The following is a 16599-nucleotide window of genomic DNA, read 5'->3' as shown; positions in this document are numbered from 1 at the left end:
CCCGGCAATGAACCAGAACCGCTAACGCAGGAACCTAGCCCCGCCCCCCAAAAACCCCAAGTGCGAACGACACGCCCAACACTAACCGCTAAATCAAAAACCGAACCTCGACCGCAAGGCCCGTCCCGCCCGGGACATCATCGAGACTAATGCTTGCCCTGTGCGCCCGCACGATCTCACGCACTATTGCAAGACCCAGCCCGCTACCCTCTTCCCCCGAAGCCCTGAAGAACGGCTCGAACACACGATCACGGACATCGGCTGAAATGCCGGGACCATCATCGGTGACAACGAGCACAATCGCCTTCTCGCGCCGCTCGATCAACAACATAACGTGCCCCGATGCAGGCGTGTATCGAATGGCGTTATCGACCAGGTTAAAAACCAGCACCGATAATAAACGCGCGTTTCCTAGTACGATCGCATCGTCGGCAAGTTGCGCAGCCAACTCAATTCCACGACGCTGCGCCAGCAACGCCAGCTCTTCAATCACGGTGGTTGCCACCTCGCGCAAATCGACTCGCTCACCTTCGAAATGGCTGTAGTCAGCAGTCTCCGCTTGCGCGAGCAACAGCAACTGATTCGTCAGCGACACCAGCGCTCCATTGCTCTTGTGCATGGCAAAAAGCGTCTCTTTGACGGTGGCGAGATCATCGTGGCGCCGCGCATATTGCAGTTGCGCACCGAGCAACGTCAGCGGGGTTCGCAACTGATGCGCAGCATGCGCAATGAAACGCCGCTGCATGGCAGTCTGCCGTTCGATCCTGGCAATGCACTGGTTTATCGCATCCACAATGGGCCGCAACTCGCTCTGAAGATGCTCCGAGCGCAACGGCACGAGTTCGTTCGGCGCACGGTCGCGAACGTCATTGGTCAGTGCCATCAGGTGCCGCAACTCAAACGTCAGGCCGACGCACACCAGCACAATTGCAATCGCAATGATCTCCGCGAAATGCAGCAATTGCGGCCGCCATAACTCGGTCGCCAATGCATCGCGCTCCAGTTCCGTACGGCCCACCGAAACAAGAATGCGCTTGCTCTCACCGGAGTCGTACATCGGCCGGATGATGGAAACTGCCCGCACCGGCTGACCATCGATCTCGGTGTCGTACCAGCCAGGTGAACTCGGGGGCTCGACTTGCTCGAGATCCGATGTGCCCGCAATCGCCGGCCCGTCAATCACGCGGATACGGAAAAATACCCGGTCACCATAGGGCGAACTCAGGATCTCGATAGCGCTCGGAGAAATGTCGGCATGCAGGAAACTGTCGTCCCATTTCACGTCGCCAGCCATCACGCGGGCGGACGCAAGCAGCGCATTGTCCTGGATCAGGCTCGCGGTTTTCTGCGCGCCCTCGCGGGCCATGTAACCCGCGGCAAGCACATAGACCGTCAGCGGCAGCAGCAACCACAGCAGAAGCCGAAGGCGCAGGCTATTCGTCATCGCTGCTGGCTTGCAACAGATAACCCAAACCCCGGAGCGTGATGATGGTGGCGGTGCTTTTCTCGAGCTTCTTGCGCAGCCGCGAGACGTAAATCTCGATGGCGTCTTCGCTCGTGTGGGTGGTCGAGCTGCCGAGCGAATCGGCAAGCATCGGTTTGGAAACCGTCTTCTTGGCCTTGAGGATCAAGGTCTCGAGCACGGCGTGCTCTCGTGGTGTCAGGCTTAAAACGTCGCCCGCTACTGAGAACTGCCGCCGGTCGATATCGTAGGAAAGGTCGCCGCAGCGCATACTGTTCGAGCGCGAAGGCAGTTGACGCCGCACCAGTACCTTGACCCGCGCGACCAGCTCGCGTGCATCGAACGGCTTGACGACGTAATCGTCCGCGCCGGCGCTCAGGCAAATCACCTTTTCATCTACTGAGCCGCTTGCGGTCAGGATCAATACCGGGGTGTCGTCGCCACGTTCTCTCAACCGCCGCAGCACGCCCTTGCCGGATAAATTCGGCAAGTTGAGATCGAGCAGCACGACGTCATAGCGCGTGGTGCGCAGGAACCGGTCGGCCGCGTCGCCGTCACTGACGCGATCGAGCACAAAACCATCATCTTCCAGGATCTTAGCGAGCCAATGAGCCAGTTCCTCATTGTCCTCGACCAGCAGTAGCTTCATCACATTCACCGCGTTATGCATGGGCATTGGCCGTCAGCCCGGCATGCGCATGGCGTAAACCGTTTCACGCCGCGCCGGGCCACGGCCCTCAGGCGAAGTGTATATCGCCCGGGCGTGGCCATGCGCGCGGTGGTGTTGAGCGCTGCCCGTCACGCGGTCTTGTACTGGCCGCGCGCTTCCGTCGATCGATACAAAACCAGCGTCGCGATCAACCCGCAGACCGCGGCAACGGCCATCCATGCACCCGGCGCCGCCTTGTTGCCGGTCACGTGAATCAGGTACGTGGAGATGGCAGGCGTGAATCCGCCGATGGTCGTCGCCAGGCTATAGGCCAGCGAGAAGCCGGTCGTGCGAACTTCGACGGGCATGACTTCGGTAAGCGCGACGACCATTGCGCCGTTGTAGCTGCCGTACAGGAACGAGAGCCACAATTCGACGCCCAGCAAGCGCAGGAACGACGGATCGGCAACCAGCCACTGCACGGCCGGATACGACGTGAGGATAGTCAGTACCGTGAAGAACAGCAGCACCGGGCGGCGGCCGACGCGGTCAGACAATGCACCCGAGAGCGGCAGCCAAACGAGGTTCGACAAGCCGACGAACACGGTCACCACAAGCGCATCAATCGACGAAAGCTTGAGCACCTCTTTACCGAAGGTCGGCGTGTAAGCCGTGATCATGTAGAACGACACGGTCGTCATGATGACCATGCCCATGCCGGCAAGCACGATGCCCCAGTGCGAGACCATCGACTTCATGATCTCAGCCATCTTCGGGTGGTGTTTGCGCGCGAGGAATTCATCGGTTTCCTGCAGCGAACGGCGAATGATGAACAGGAACGGCACGATCAGGCAGCCGATGATGAACGGCACGCGCCATCCCCACGACGTCATCTGGTCAGGCGGCAAAATCTTGCTCATGCTCACGCCGATCAACGCAGCGAACACGACGGCCACTTGCTGGCTGCCGGACTGCCATGAGCAATAAAAGCCCTTGTTGCCCTTGGTCGCGATCTCGGAGAGATACACCGACACGCCCCCGAGTTCCACGCCGGCCGAGAAGCCTTGCAGCAGACGTCCGAGCAACACGATGATCGGCGCCAACACGCCAATGGTCGCGTACCCCGGAATCACCGCGACGAGCAAAGTGCCAGCGGCCATCATCGCGAGCGTGAGGATCAAACCCTTGCGTCGTCCGTGATGATCGATATAAGCACCGAGCACGATGGCACCAATCGGACGCATCAAAAATCCGGCGCCAAACACGGACAGCGCAAGCATCAGCGACGCGAATTCGTTACCGCTCGGGAAGTAGGTCTTGGCGATGGCCGAGGCGTAATAGCCGTAGACCATGAAGTCGTACATTTCGAGGAAATTGCCGCTGACAACCCGAAATACCGACTTGAATTTCGAATCGGTTGGAGACATAGCGTGTGAGGACATGAACTTGACCTTCTCAAAGGATGCGGTGTGCCGGCGCAAAAATAACGACAACAGTCACTGCATTCAACAACAATTAACAACGACCGGCGCGGCTGCGACGGACGCATTGATGGTACTTATCCAATCATCAAAACCGACTTGCCCAACTGGCGGCGCTCCTCAAGTTCGGCATGCGCCTCTTCAACGTTATCGAGCGTATAGCGGGCACTGATGGCAATGTTCAGCGAGCCGTCGGCTAACGCCGCAAAGACATCGTCGGCGCGGCGCTGGACCGTTTCCGCGTCGGCCAGATGATCAGCCAGCCTCGGACGCGTCAGGAACAACGATCCGCTTTCACCCAGTTCAATGGGATCGAGGTCGTTCAATGAACCCGACACCGAGCCATAGTTCACGACTAGTCCGCGCACGCGCGTAGCGCGGAAACTGTCGCGCAGCGTCGTGCGGCCGACCGCGTCGTAGACCACATCCACGCCCCGGCCGCCAGTCGCTTCGCGCACAAGGTCAGCAAAGTGTCCATCGTCGTAAAGCATCACGCGATCCGCACCGAGCTTGCGGGCAATGTCCGCTTTCTGCTCGCTGCTGGTGGTGGCAAACACCGTCGCGCCGCGACGCTTGGCAAGCTGCACCAGCAACTGACCGATACCGCCAGACGCCGCGTGGATCAGGCACGTGGTGCCCGCGCTGACATGGCCGACATCGTCGATCAGGTAATGCGCAGTCGATCCCTGGAAGATCGCGGCAGCGGCGAGGTCGTACGGAATTGCGTCGGGGATTCGCGCGAGCTTCGCGGCCGGCACGACCGCGTAATCCGCATAAGCGCCCCACGATATGCACCACGCAACCCGCTCTCCCAATTCGAACGACGTCACGCCCGCCCCGGTTTTAACTACATCGCCGGAACCTTCCATGCCAAGCGTGCAGGGAATGCTCACGGGGTACGTGCGCGACGCTTTGTATTTACCCTGGCGTGTATGGATATCCATGAAGTTGACACCGGCGCATCTTACCTTGACCAGCACTTCTCCCGGCCCCGGCTGAGGAACTTCGATATCCTGATGAATCAGCACTTCGGGTCCGCCATACTGTTCTATGCGTATCGCTTTCATTGCATCGCTTCGAATAGGGGGAAATGGGTTGCCGGTTCCACGTTGTTGCCTTCGCGTTATTGTTTCGTTGCTACTTCGCGCCGAGCTGCACATGGTCCACGAACTCGTTCGTGTAGGTCCTCGACAGATCGATATGACGCGGATCGATCGACGAGTTGGCGAGCGTGAGCACCTTCAGCACGGCTGCGGGCGTTCCGTCCGGCATCCGGCCGTCCTTCGTAAACATGGGCATGGAGGACCTGAGCGCGCTGATATACAGCGCCTTGCCCTGTCCCGGCCCGTAAAAATCGCTTGGCACCCTGGCCGTTATCTCTTCGGCGCTATGGCTCGCAATGAACGCGAGCGAGCGCACCATGGCGCGTACGAGCTTCTGCGCTTCGTCGGGGTGCGAGTTGACCCAGCTCCGTTGAGCGTAGAAACACGGGCCGGCATACGGGCCGCCCAGCGCCGCCACCGTGCCCGCGGCGCTGCGCATGTCCACCAGCACCTTCGCGTCGCCGCTGGCGAGCAGCCGGCTGGCGACCGGCTCTTCGATCATGCCGGCATCGATACCGCCCTGATTCAACGCCGCGATAAAACTGTCGTCAGAACCCACCGGCAACACCGAGTATTCCTTCGGCGTCAACCCGGCGCGGGCCGCGAGATAGTGCGTCAGGAAGTTCGTCGATGAACCCAGTCCCGTCACGCCCAGCGTCTTGCCTTTCGCGTCGGCCATGGTGTTGAAACCTGCGGCGGATCTCTTCGATACCAGCTCGACCAGCCCCGCGCTTTTGCTGAACACCATGAGCGCTTCAACGTCCTTGCCGCGGCTCTGCAAGTCGATGGTGTGATCGTAGAAACCGACCGCACCCTGGATCGCGCCGGCGAGGAGTTCCGTCGCGGTATCGACGCCGGCCGGTTGCGACAGGATCTCGAATTCGAGCCCTTCGTCCTTGAAATAGCCGAGTTGCGACGCAAGGATCAAAGGCAGGTAGACGATCTTGGAGGTGCCTCCCGCCATCAGCGTCAGCTTTTCCGCATGAGCGGGCGTGCCGCACAAAAGCGCGGCCAGGGTGCAAGCGAGCGTGAAAAAGCGGTGGGAAAACTGCATCGAAAAACGTCTCCTTCTATCCGTGGCAATCCGGCATCTTGTTCTAATGTGCCGCCAGTATAAGAAGGCAAAGCCTTCTGCCTGCTTTCTGCCAGGGTGGAAAAATATCGGCGTTTACCCTTGGCGGGCTGAATGGGCGTGATTTTGGCCGTGCTAAAACGACTGCGCGCTCCAACCCGTAAGGGAGAGAGCGCGCATGATTTTGTTACGGCGTCTTGCCTGAGCCCGGACTTACCAGGCCGCGATCACCGCACCCGCATACTTCGCTTCAATAAACTGCTTCACTTCCGGCGAGTGATAGGCGGCCACGAGTTTTGCCACCCACGGCTTGTCCTTGTCGACCGCACGAATCGCGATGATGTTCGAGTACGGGCCGTTCGGATCTTCAATCGCGATCGCGTCCTGCTTCGGCTTCAACCCGGCTTCCATCGCGAAGTTCGTGTTGATCGCGGCGGCGTCGACGTCGGCGAGCGAACGCGGAATTTGGGCAGCATCCAGTTCGACGATCTTCAGCTTTCGCGGGTTATCGACGATATCAAGCGGCGTCGCTTTCAAGCCCGCATCCGCGCGCAACTTCAGCAAGCCGTTCTTTTGCAGCAGCAACAACGCGCGCCCACCGTTGGTCGGATCGTTCGGCACGGCGATGCGCGCGCCCACCGGCAACTCTGCCAGCGTCTTGAACTTCTTCGAATAGATGCCCATGGGGAACGTGACGGTATCGGCGATCTTGATCAGCTTGTAGCCGCGGTCCTTCACCTGTGCATCGAGATACGGCGCGTGCTGGTAGCTGTTGGCATCGAGATCACCCGATGCCAACGCCGCATTCGGCTGGACATAATCGGCGAATTCGACAATCTTGATGTTCAGGCCATTCTTCGCGGCCACCTGCTTTACCACTTCCATTACCTGCGCGTGCGGACCGCCGGTCACGCCGACCTTGATGGTTTCGTCGGCTTGCGCGACGTTAGCGAGCAATGCCGTTGCGCTGAAAACAGCGGCCAGCTTGAGAATGAATCGACGTTGCATGGACTACCCTTTGAGCTTTATATAGAGACTTATTTGTGACTGAGACGGCGCACGAGCCAGTCGCCGAACGACTGCACGAGTTGCACGAAGACGATCAGGATCACCACCACGGTCAGCATCACTTCCGGCAAGAATCGTTGATACCCGTAGCGAATGCCCAGGTCGCCCAGACCGCCGCCGCCGATCGCACCGGCCATGGCCGAATACCCGACCAGCGATACAAACGTAATCGTCAAACCGGCAACCACGCCCGGCAGGGACTCAGGCAACAACACCTTGAAGACGATCTGGCTAGTGGTTGCGCCCATCGCTTGCGCTGCTTCAATCAGGCCGCGATCGACTTCGCGCAACGCGGTTTCCACCAATCGCGCGATGAACGGTGCAGCTGCAATCGTCAGCGGTACGACTGCCGCCATGGTCCCGATCGACGAGCCCACCACCAGCCGCGTGAACGGGATTACCGCGACGAGCAGAATGATAAACGGTGTCGAGCGCACTGCATTCACGACGCCGCCCATGACCCGGTTCACCGCGAGATTACGCAATACGCCATCGCGGTCGGTGAGATAAAGCAGCACGCCGAGCGGCAGCCCCAAAGCCGCGCCGACCAGTCCGGAAATGCCCACCATCACGAGCGTTTCCCAGAACGACTGGACGAACATATCGAACATTTCACTCAACATGGGACATCTCCTCTACCACCACACCTTGTTCACGCAGATACGCAATGGCCTCGGCCACGTTTGCCGGCTTTCCGGCCGCGAGCACCGCCAGCGAGCCGAATGCCTGACCCTGGATCTCGTCGATCTGGCCGTGGAGGATGTTGAAATCCAGTTCGAAGCGGCGGATTGTTTCGGAAAGAATCGGCTGGTCGACGCCGGAGCCGGTGAACGCGAGCCGCAACAAATGACCGCTGCCGGTTTTCAACCGCTCGGCCACGCGCAGCTTCAGCGCTGGCGGCAATTCGTGCGCGATCACATCGCCGATCAACGCGCGCGTGACTTCGTGATGCGGCTGCATGAAGACATCGACGACATTGCCTTCCTCGACCACGCGGCCGGCATCGAGCACCGCCACGCGATCGCAGACCTGTTTGATCACGTCCATCTGGTGCGTGATCAGCACGATCGTCAGGCCGAGTTCCTTGTTGATCTTGCGCAGCAGATCAAGAATGGAGCGTGTGGTTTCGGGATCGAGCGCGGACGTGGCTTCGTCGGAGAGCAGCACTTTGGGCTTGCTGGCGAGCGCCCGGGCGATCCCGACGCGTTGCTTCTGGCCACCGCTGATCTGGGCAGGATAACGATCTTTTTGCGTGGTCAGCCCGACGAGTTCCAGCAGCGGCAACACGGTGGATTCGATCTCGCTGCGCTTCATGCCGGCAAGTTCGAGCGGCAGCGCGACGTTGTCGAACACCGTGCGCGACGACAGCAAATTGAAGTGCTGGAAGATCATGCCGATGTCACGGCGTGCCGTGCGCAATTGCGCGGCGGGCAGCGTGGTGAGGTCGCGGCCGTCTACGATCACGCTGCCTTCGCTTGGCCGCGTCAGCAGGTTGATGGTGCGGACCAGCGTACTTTTACCGGCGCCGCTACGGCCGATGATGCCGAATACTTCGCCGGGCGGAATCGTCAAATTGACATTATGCAGCGCTTCGATCCAGCCTTTTGGGCCTGCGAAGCGTTGCGACAGATTGCGTATTTCGATCATGTAAACAAAAAAAGCGGCGGACTTCCCGTTGAGCGAGTGTGCTCGGGCAGCCGACCGCCGTTCATCCCTGGTTCGCGAGAGGCGAAAGTTTAACGTAACCCGCGTCGCGGCTTAATAATCTATTGCGCAAGGCTAATTACTTATCCGTATGTAGGTTACGGGGCGGGGCCGGCGTGGGCATTGGATCGGGTCGAAATATGGAATGCTCATATCGATTCAAGCAAAGCTCGGTTCCATCGCGCAAAATCGGTGGATAAGATGGCGGCATGATCCATGCGTGGCGATCGTGTGATCGCGTCACCAAATACGCTGCGGCGTTCTTGCGTACGAACTGTGCGCCAAATGCGGCCCCGCTGCACTCCTGGGAGTATTTCGTTGAAGAGCTTTGAATTTCGCCGGCCGCTCGTGGTCGGCATTGGCGGCACGACCCGCGCGGCTTCGTCGACTGAACGCGCCCTTCGCATCGCGCTGAAAGGTGCTGAAGCCGATGGTGCGCGCACGCGCCTGTTTGGCGGAACGTTCCTGCACTCGCTGCCGCACTTTGCGCCGGAACATGGCGAACGCACGGCGGAACAGCTCGAACTGATCGAGGCGGTGCGCGAAGCGGATGCAGTGATTATTGCAACGCCGGGGTATCACGGCGGGGTGTCGGGGCTAGTCAAGAATGCGCTTGATACGCTTGAGGAGCTTCGCGACGATAAGCGTCCGTACCTCGACGGCCGCGCTGTGGGTTGCGTGGTGACGGCTTATGGATGGCAAGGCGGTGGTGCCGTGCTTACGTCGCTGCGTTCGATCGTGCATGCGTTGCGGGGATGGCCGACACCGTACGGGGCTGCTGTAAATTCGCTGGAGACCCGCTTCGAGACGATTGATTCTTGCTCGGACCCGAAAGTGGCGGAGCAGTTGGCGACAGTTGGGCGGCAGGCTGCGCAGTTCGCGCTGGCGTTTAATGCGCGGGATGCGTTGAGTGATCTGGATTTGCGTCAGGGGTCGGGGACCATTTCACGGTGATGTTTTGCTCGCGCCGGTGGACTGGGGTGGTTTGCTGGCGCGATGGGTTTGGCCGGGGTGTGGTTCTGGGGTCGGTCGGGCTGCCTGGTTCTTGGGTTGCAGGTCTGAGTCAATGCCGGGTTGCTGCTTTCTAGGTCTTCGCGGGTTTAGTGCTAGCTGATTTCTTTATCACTATTAGCCACTGCGCGTGGCGGCGCGTCATTTCTTTGTCCAAAGCGACAAAGAAACGAAGCAAAGAAAACGCTTTCACCTCTCTAAAAATTAAGTGTCCACAGCGTGCAGTTTTGATTCATGGGTACCCGAAAAGCACGGTGCTCGCCAGAGCACCGGATGTTTGAACCCCTCCTTCTCGCGAATCCTGACAGTAAAACGCTTCGCCCCGTACGCTCTCGGGCTAGCACTAGCGACTGAACCTGCCCAAGGAGCACCCCGCGCTATCCGCGGAAAACCAACCTCCAAATTTGTATGCATGCCGAACCATCTCTATAACCCGCCAAGAAACGAGGCTGCAGAATGCGTAAGGCCCAACCCCCGAAAATGACAGCGCAAACCGGAGCAGCTAACCCGCGAAGAACCGCACCCATAAGAGTGCGTGAGGCCGTGCGGGTTCGTGGAACACGGGTGCTAGCCCGAGAGCGTACGGGGCGAAGCGTTTTACTGTCAGGATTCGCGAGAAGGAGGGGTTCAAACATCCGGTGCTCTGGCGAGCACCGTGCTTTTGGGGCACCCATGAATCAAAACTGCACGCTGTGGACACTTAGGGTAGCGTGGTTAAAAGCGTTTTCTTTGCTTCGTTTCTTTGTCGCTTTGGACAAAGAAATGACGCGCCGCCACGCGCAGTGGCTAATAGTGATAAAGAGATTAGCGAGCCTAAGTAAACCACTAGCCTGGAAAGCAACAACCCGGCATTGACCCCGACCGCTAACGCAGAAACCTGGCACTCGAATAACAAAACCTGGACCCATCGTGCCAGCAAACCTCCCCGGTCCACCGGCGCCAGCAAACCTCCCCCTGCGAGCAAAAACCACCATCTAATCCCTAAACGGCAATTCCGGCGTAAAAACAAACGGATCCAACGCGTAACCCGTATGGAAATACCCGCTGCACGCACACGTCGCTATCCTCTCAAGGTCATAAGGCTCCCGCGCCGCCCCGTGCGATTGATCCGCAGCAAGCGTCCGCCGCTCACGCCAGTGCCGCAGCACCTCACTGCCCCAGTTCCTAAAAATGGCTTTCGGTTCAGACATCGCAGTTCTCCTTGAACGCTTCCGGTACGGCCTACCCGCTAAGTACAAGGTAGGACAATCCCGGACATACCGAAACCATCTTTTATTCATTTGCATATCTGATGATGAATAGAAACGTATCGATCCATCCCCACAACTTCCAAACCAATTAAGCCAGCGCTTCACGGCATTTCATCGAGGGTCCTTCATAAACGACCCACGTCCGGTGTGTAAAGCAAAGTCCAATCGCTTCGTTGCCGCGCCCGCGCACGGATGCTTCAATTTAACGCCGCTGTGTCTGCCACCTGTCCAGCGCGCAAGCATACAAATACACAACGATTCCCCAAGGAGCACCCGATGACCCTCATCGCCACGCCTGCCATTGCCGTCGAATCCTCAACCGCGCTGGACCTCGACGTCCATCCAATGGGTGGCCGGATTGGCGCCGAAATCCGGGGCTTGCGCCTCGGGCCGGATCTCGCCGACTCAACCATCGCAGCAATCAACGCCACGTTGCTGCGGCATAAGGTGATCTTCTTTCGCGGCCAGTCGCATCTGGACGACGCCGCGCAGGAAGCGTTCGCCTCCCGCTTCGGCGAAACCGTCGCGCATCCAACAGTGCCATCGGTTGCCGGCAGCAATCTGCTGCTCGAACTCGATTCGAAGAACGGCACGCGCGCCAACTCCTGGCATACGGACGTGACCTTCGTCGAAGCGTATCCAAAGATCTCGATCCTGCGAGGCGTCGTGATTCCGCCCGCTGGCGGCGATACGGTCTGGGCAAACACTGCTGAGGCCTACAACCGTCTGCCGGACCCGCTGCGTGCCTTGGCGGACTCCCTGTGGGCTATTCATACGAATACCTACGACTACGCGGCGACCCGCAGCGCGCCCGCCACCGACGCCGAGCTGGCCTATCGCGAACAGTTCACGTCGACGGTCTATGAAACCGAACATCCAGTCGTGCGCGTGCATCCGGAAACAGGCGAACGGACCCTCGTGCTGGGACATTTCGTACAGCGCTTCGTCGGCTTGTCACAGCGCGATTCCGATCGCCTGAAAGAGCTTTTCCACGACCACGTGACGCGCCTCGAAAACACAGTGCGCTGGCGCTGGACGCAGGGTGACGTAGCGATCTGGGACAACCGGGCAACTCAGCACTACGCCGTAGCGGATTACGACGAGAGCGCGCGGCGCGTCGTCCGGCGCGCAACGGTGCATGGTGATGTGCCCGTGGGTATCGACGGCCGCCGCAGCCGCGCGTTGCGTGGTGCGCCTGCGCTGAACTGATCCTGCATTCGACATTCGACATTCGACCTTCGACCTTCGGCAACGCGGCCACGCTGCGCTGCCGTTCTCACCCCTTCCCCCGCGAACTCGATGACCCCACGTTCTCTTCTGCATTCCCTCATTGTCACGCTGGGCATGGTTGCCGCCACGAGTGCCCTGGCCGCCGCGCCTGCTGTTGTCCGCATCGGCGTGGCGACGCAAGGTTACGGCGATCCACCCGTGTTCGGGGGCTCGCCGGCAGCGACGGCCCAATTGCAGCACAGCACGGAAGATGCGCTCAAACCCGATGGCGTCAAGGTTGAATGGCTGTTCTTCAAAGGCGCCGGGCCCGCCGTCAACGAAGCGCTGGCGAATCATCAGATCGACTTCGCCTATCAGGGCGATCTCCCCGCCGTACTCGGCCGAGCAAACGGCCTCAAAACGAAATTGCTGGTCGAATCGGGCGTGCGCACCGGCGTCTATCTCGCCGTGCCGCCCGACTCCGACATCAAGGGCATCAAGGATCTCAAGGGCAAGCGCGTCGCCATCTTTCGCGGCACCAACCTGCAACTCGTAGTCGATAACGTCCTGAAAGCGAATGGCCTTTCCGAACGCGATCTGCGCGTGATCAATCTCGACGAAGCTGCCTCGCAAGCCGCGCTTGCATCGAAGGGCGTGGATGCGGTTTTCCTCGACTTCAAGCTCTTCAAACTGCAACGGCAAGGTCTCGCGAAGATCATCTACGCGTCGCGCGACGGCGGCCTGCAGTTCACGCGTCAATCGCATCTGCTGGTTCTCGACGACTTCGAGCATGACCATCCCGACATCGTGCAGAAAGTCGTGACGTCGGTCGTACAAGCGGCTCAGTGGTCATCGGACGAAGCCAATCGCGATGCGCTCTTCACGCTGTGGGCGAAGAGCGGCGTGCCGTTGGAATCGTGGCAATCCGAGTATGCAAACCAGACGCTCAAGGACCGCACCTCGCCGTTGATCGATCCGTTTATTGTGGCGCGCTATCAGGCCGTGGCCGACGACGCGCTGCGCCTGAACCTGATCCGTCAGCCCGTGAGCGTGAATGGCTGGTTCGAACCGAAGTATCTCGATCAGGCCTTGAAGACGCTGAAACTCGACAACTACTGGCCCCGTTTCGATCCCTCCGGCAAGCCGCTGGCATCGTGAACGCTTGAATTTTTCTGGAGAATCCGGTCATGGCGAACAGCATCGCTCGCACTCTGAATCCAGGCCAACGGGTTTCGCTCGATGGCAACCACGGTCACACCGCGAGCGTCGTGCGATCGCTTGGCTGGATCGCGTTGCCGTGGCTCGTGCCCGTGGCGTTGGCTGTATTGTGGGTCCTCGGTTCACACTACGGCTGGATCTCGCCGCAGATCCTGCCGTCGCCTACGCTCGTCTTCGAAACCCTCGCCGGCCTCGCCAGCAGTGGCGAACTGTGGATGCACATTGGCGCGAGCCTGTCGCGGATCGCGGTGGGCTTCACGGGTGGCGTCGTGCTCGGCTTGCTGCTCGGCGCGTGGCTGGGACTGTCGCGCACAGCCGAGGCTTACATCCTTCCCAGCTTCAATGCTGTCGTGCAGGTGCCGGTGCTGGGCTGGCTGCCGTTTCTCATGATCGTGGTTGGAATAGGCGAGCCGTTGAAGTATTTGCTGATCGGGCATGCCGCGCTCGTGCCCGTCACCTTGAGCACGCTGCAGGGATTTCGCCGGACCCCGGCCGCCTATCTCGACGTTGCCCGAGTCTTTCGATACTCACGCCGACAGACCATCTTCAGCGTGATCCTGCCCTCGGCCGTGCCGGTCATCGGAACGGGTATTCGCCTCGCCTTTACAAAGGCATGGCTTACGCTGGTCGTGGTCGAACTGGTGGCATCATCGGAAGGGCTCGGTTATCTGATCGTGTATGGACGGCAGCTGTTCCAGCTTGACCTGGTGCTGGCGTCGGTGCTGATCGTGGGAGCAATTGGGTATGCCGCTGATCGCTTGCTGACTCTTCTCGAACACAAGTTATCGCCCACGCGGCTCGCCTGAAGGAGTATCGACATGTCCACGCCGTCTCTTGAACTTGAAACCGGCTCCGGGGCTATTGCAGCGCCGGATGACCCGGGCAAAGACGGACGCTGGCGCGCCTGGGTCATCCCGGTTGCCGCCCTCTTCGCGTGGTGGTTCGTCTCACGTCACGTAGTCGCCGGGCACGGCATGATGACTTCGCCCGCTCAGGTGTTGCACACGGCTATCGATCAAGCGAGAACTGGTGCGCTGTGGCGCGCGCTCTCCGCATCGCTTGCCCGCGAGCTGACAGGCTTCACCCTTGGCGCAAGCCTTGGGCTCTTGCTGGGTTCGCTGCTTGGTGTCTCACCCTTCGCGAACCGGCTGATCGGACCCAGCTTCAATGCGTTCAAGCAAGTCTCCTTGTTTGCATGGATACCGTTGATCTCGGTATGGTTCGGTCTCGGCGATGTCGCGAAGGTCGTCTTCCTTTCGCTTGCTGCGCTCGTGCCCGTGGTTGCGCATACCAGCGATGGTATCCGGGCGGTCTCACCTGAACTGCTCGATGTTGCCCGCGTGTTTCGCTACAGCAAGTTGCAAACGGTCAGATATGTCGTGCTTCCCGCTGCGTTGCCGTCCATCTTCACAGGCATTTATCTTGCGTTGATTTATTCGTGGCTTGCGACGCTCGGTGCGGAGTATCTGCTGGTCGCGGGGAGCGGCATCGGCAACACGCTGGTCGATGGCAGCGAACAGTTCCGCATGGACCTCGTGGTGTTTGGCGTGATCGTGATCGGCATTACCGGGTGGGCGTTGAATGCGCTAGCCCGTGCCATCCAGCAACGCTGGTTCCGCGATCCGGCCGCTTGATCGAGAATTTTCCATCTTTCATAAAGAGTCCATAACATCATGGCGACTGTTTCCGTTACCCAGACAAGCGAGCTGAACCTGCATCACGTCACGAAGCGTTTTGCCGGCGATGACCGCTCAGTGCCTGTACTCGATCGCATCGACCTGCAGGTTAAAAGCGGCGAGTTCGTGGCTATCGTGGGAGCAAGTGGATGCGGCAAGTCGACGCTGCTGCGCCTGATTGCCGGGCTCGACGATCAGTTCGATGGCGACATCGAATTCAGCGGCGAACGCATCCGCACGACTGATCTTGCGCGGGGTATCGTGTTTCAGGATCACCGGCTTTTTCCGTGGCTCAACGTGGAGCAGAACATTGCGGTGGCGTTGAAGAACTCGGGGCGTAGCAAGGAAGAGAATCGACGTGCGGTTGCCCAGCATATTGCGCTGGTGGGGTTAAAGGGCTATGAAAAGCATCATCCGCATCAGCTTTCGGGCGGCATGGCGCAACGCGTGGCTATTGCGCGCGGACTTGTGAACCGGCCGAAGTTGCTGCTGCTCGACGAACCGTTCGGCGCACTTGACGCGCTCACGCGCAGCCGTCTGCAAAACGAGTTACGACGCATCTGGGAGCACGAGCGGATCACGATGATCCTGGTCACCCATGACGTTGATGAAGCCGTGTTCCTCGCGGACCGCGTGGTGGTCATGCAGGCGCGGCCGGGGCGGATTGGCAAGGTGGTGAAGGTGGACCTGCAACGGCCGCGCAATCGTAGCGACGCCGCGTTCGTGCGTTTGCGAGATGAAATACTGTCGGACTTCAGCGTGCCGCAAGACGCGGCTGCTTGACTGAAAGCGTGTCCTCATGAGCGCATGCTTCGCAGCGTTTTCTTCTTTCTAATCCCTGGCGTCGATGGGTTTGCTTTTGCCAAATGCTTGTTTCACTTGTTTTAAGAGGCTGGTTAATCTGGTGCATATGCAAGTCACTGCATTGTGCACCGGAGGTAAAACAAGCATGCATTACAAGGGTTATGAAGTCGCTCCCGCGGCACAAGCGCTGCCAAGCGGATTGTTCGCCGCCAATCTCGTGATTCAGGATGAAGCGTCGCTGCAGAAGCGGGCTTATGTGTTCGATGCCCTCGACTATTTCTTCGAATCCGATCTCGCCATTGCTTATGCTGCTCGCTGGGCTCGCATGTGGATCGATAATCGGCGGAGGGTGCGTACATGAAACAGGTTTTTCGTTCGCACTCAGGGGTGGATGGGGGCGCGGTTCTGAGGTTGTGGGCGGGATTCGGGGTTGGGGTCAGGTTCTTGCGTTGGCGGTCGGATTCAATGCCGGGTTGCACGGGATCTGCGCTAGCGGTCTGGTTCATTGCCGGGTTGCTGCTTTTCAGGTCTTCGCAGGTTATATCTTGGCTGATTTCTTTATCACTATTAGCCACTGTGCGTGGCGGCACGTCATTTCTTTTTCCAAAGCGAAAAAGAAACGAAGCAAAGAAAACGCTTTCACCGCTCTACCCTAAGTGTCCACAGCGTGCAGTTCCATTTCATGGGTGCCCCAAAAGCACGGTGCTCGCAAGAGCACCGGATGTGTGAAACCCTCCTTCTCGCGAATCCTGACAGTAAAACGCTTCGCCCCGTACGCTCTCGGGCTAGCACCCGTGCCAAGGAAACCCGCACGGCCTCACGCGTATTTGCCGCCGTGGTACTTCGCGAGTTAGCTATCAATTTGCATTGTTATTTGCCGGGTTAGGCCTCA

At 59.5% G+C, this 16599-nt stretch carries 16 protein-coding genes; 7 read left to right on the top strand and 9 right to left on the bottom strand.

All coding sequences use genetic code 11. The annotated features are described in order from the left end of the window. Nucleotides 1–88: 88 nt before the first annotated feature. From ACMX25_RS29790 to ACMX25_RS29755, 8 genes are all read right to left on the bottom strand, one after another. Nucleotides 89–1444, bottom strand: a complete 1356-nt coding sequence (locus ACMX25_RS29790) for a sensor histidine kinase (RefSeq protein ID WP_414953539.1) — start codon at nucleotides 1442–1444, stop codon at nucleotides 89–91. Beyond that, on the bottom strand, nucleotides 1434–2111 hold the full coding sequence (locus ACMX25_RS29785; RefSeq protein ID WP_414953538.1) for a response regulator: 678 nt from the start codon (nucleotides 2109–2111) through the stop codon (nucleotides 1434–1436). Before ACMX25_RS29785 ends, ACMX25_RS29790 begins: the two co-directional genes overlap by 11 nt. A gap of 149 nt (nucleotides 2112–2260) precedes the next feature. Beyond that, nucleotides 2261–3553, bottom strand: coding sequence for an MFS transporter (tcuC, locus tag ACMX25_RS29780; RefSeq protein ID WP_414953537.1), 1293 nt, complete (start codon nucleotides 3551–3553; stop codon nucleotides 2261–2263). Between the two features lie 116 nt (nucleotides 3554–3669). Beyond that, complete coding sequence (locus ACMX25_RS29775) at nucleotides 3670–4659, bottom strand: quinone oxidoreductase family protein (protein WP_414953536.1); 990 nt, start codon at nucleotides 4657–4659, stop codon at nucleotides 3670–3672. A gap of 70 nt (nucleotides 4660–4729) precedes the next feature. Continuing rightward, nucleotides 4730–5749, bottom strand: coding sequence for an ABC transporter substrate-binding protein (locus ACMX25_RS29770; protein ID WP_414953535.1), 1020 nt, complete (start codon nucleotides 5747–5749; stop codon nucleotides 4730–4732). Nucleotides 5750–5980: 231 nt separating this feature from the next. Beyond that, nucleotides 5981–6775, bottom strand: coding sequence for a MetQ/NlpA family ABC transporter substrate-binding protein (locus ACMX25_RS29765; RefSeq protein ID WP_414953534.1), 795 nt, complete (start codon nucleotides 6773–6775; stop codon nucleotides 5981–5983). A gap of 29 nt (nucleotides 6776–6804) precedes the next feature. Next, the gene (locus ACMX25_RS29760) at nucleotides 6805–7458 is read right to left on the bottom strand and encodes a methionine ABC transporter permease (protein WP_089160441.1); all 654 of its coding nucleotides are present in this window, start codon (nucleotides 7456–7458) and stop codon (nucleotides 6805–6807) included. Continuing rightward, nucleotides 7448–8482, bottom strand: a complete 1035-nt coding sequence (locus ACMX25_RS29755) for a methionine ABC transporter ATP-binding protein (protein WP_414953533.1) — start codon at nucleotides 8480–8482, stop codon at nucleotides 7448–7450. The genes ACMX25_RS29760 and ACMX25_RS29755 overlap by 11 nt, the downstream gene beginning before the upstream one ends. Before the next feature lie 342 nt (nucleotides 8483–8824). Between ACMX25_RS29755 and ACMX25_RS29750 the strand changes: the two genes are divergently transcribed. Continuing rightward, entirely contained in the window at nucleotides 8825–9493 is a 669-nt protein-coding gene (locus ACMX25_RS29750) for an NADPH-dependent FMN reductase (protein ID WP_414953532.1), read from the top strand. Nucleotides 9494–10524: 1031 nt separating this feature from the next. On the opposite strand, the gene ACMX25_RS29745 is transcribed toward ACMX25_RS29750, so the two are convergent. Then, a complete protein-coding gene (locus tag ACMX25_RS29745) occupies nucleotides 10525–10740 on the bottom strand; it encodes a hypothetical protein (RefSeq protein WP_414953531.1) in 216 nt (71 codons plus the stop codon). A gap of 336 nt (nucleotides 10741–11076) precedes the next feature. On the opposite strand from ACMX25_RS29745, the gene ACMX25_RS29740 reads away from it, so the two are divergent. From ACMX25_RS29740 to ACMX25_RS29715, 6 genes are all read left to right on the top strand, one after another. Then, a complete protein-coding gene (locus ACMX25_RS29740) occupies nucleotides 11077–12009 on the top strand; it encodes a TauD/TfdA dioxygenase family protein (RefSeq protein WP_414953530.1) in 933 nt (310 codons plus the stop codon). 90 nt (nucleotides 12010–12099) lie between these two features. Next, nucleotides 12100–13167 (top strand): ABC transporter substrate-binding protein, encoded by a 1068-nt coding sequence (locus ACMX25_RS29735; RefSeq protein WP_414953529.1) that lies wholly within the window; start codon nucleotides 12100–12102, stop codon nucleotides 13165–13167. Between the two features lie 29 nt (nucleotides 13168–13196). Further along, nucleotides 13197–14033 (top strand): ABC transporter permease, encoded by an 837-nt coding sequence (locus tag ACMX25_RS29730; protein ID WP_414953528.1) that lies wholly within the window; start codon nucleotides 13197–13199, stop codon nucleotides 14031–14033. Between the two features lie 12 nt (nucleotides 14034–14045). Further along, a complete protein-coding gene (locus ACMX25_RS29725; protein WP_414953527.1) occupies nucleotides 14046–14861 on the top strand; it encodes an ABC transporter permease in 816 nt (271 codons plus the stop codon). A gap of 39 nt (nucleotides 14862–14900) precedes the next feature. Then, nucleotides 14901–15686, top strand: a complete 786-nt coding sequence (locus ACMX25_RS29720; RefSeq protein WP_414953526.1) for an ABC transporter ATP-binding protein — start codon at nucleotides 14901–14903, stop codon at nucleotides 15684–15686. Between the two features lie 166 nt (nucleotides 15687–15852). Next, nucleotides 15853–16068, top strand: a complete 216-nt coding sequence (locus ACMX25_RS29715; RefSeq protein ID WP_414953525.1) for a hypothetical protein — start codon at nucleotides 15853–15855, stop codon at nucleotides 16066–16068. The last annotated feature ends 531 nt before the right edge of the window (nucleotides 16069–16599 follow it).

Source organism: Caballeronia eucalypticola, assembly GCF_047608185.1.
Classification (GTDB): domain Bacteria; phylum Pseudomonadota; class Gammaproteobacteria; order Burkholderiales; family Burkholderiaceae; genus Caballeronia.
Note: the sequence above shows the minus strand (reverse complement) of the source record. Positions and strands in the feature narration are given on the sequence as shown.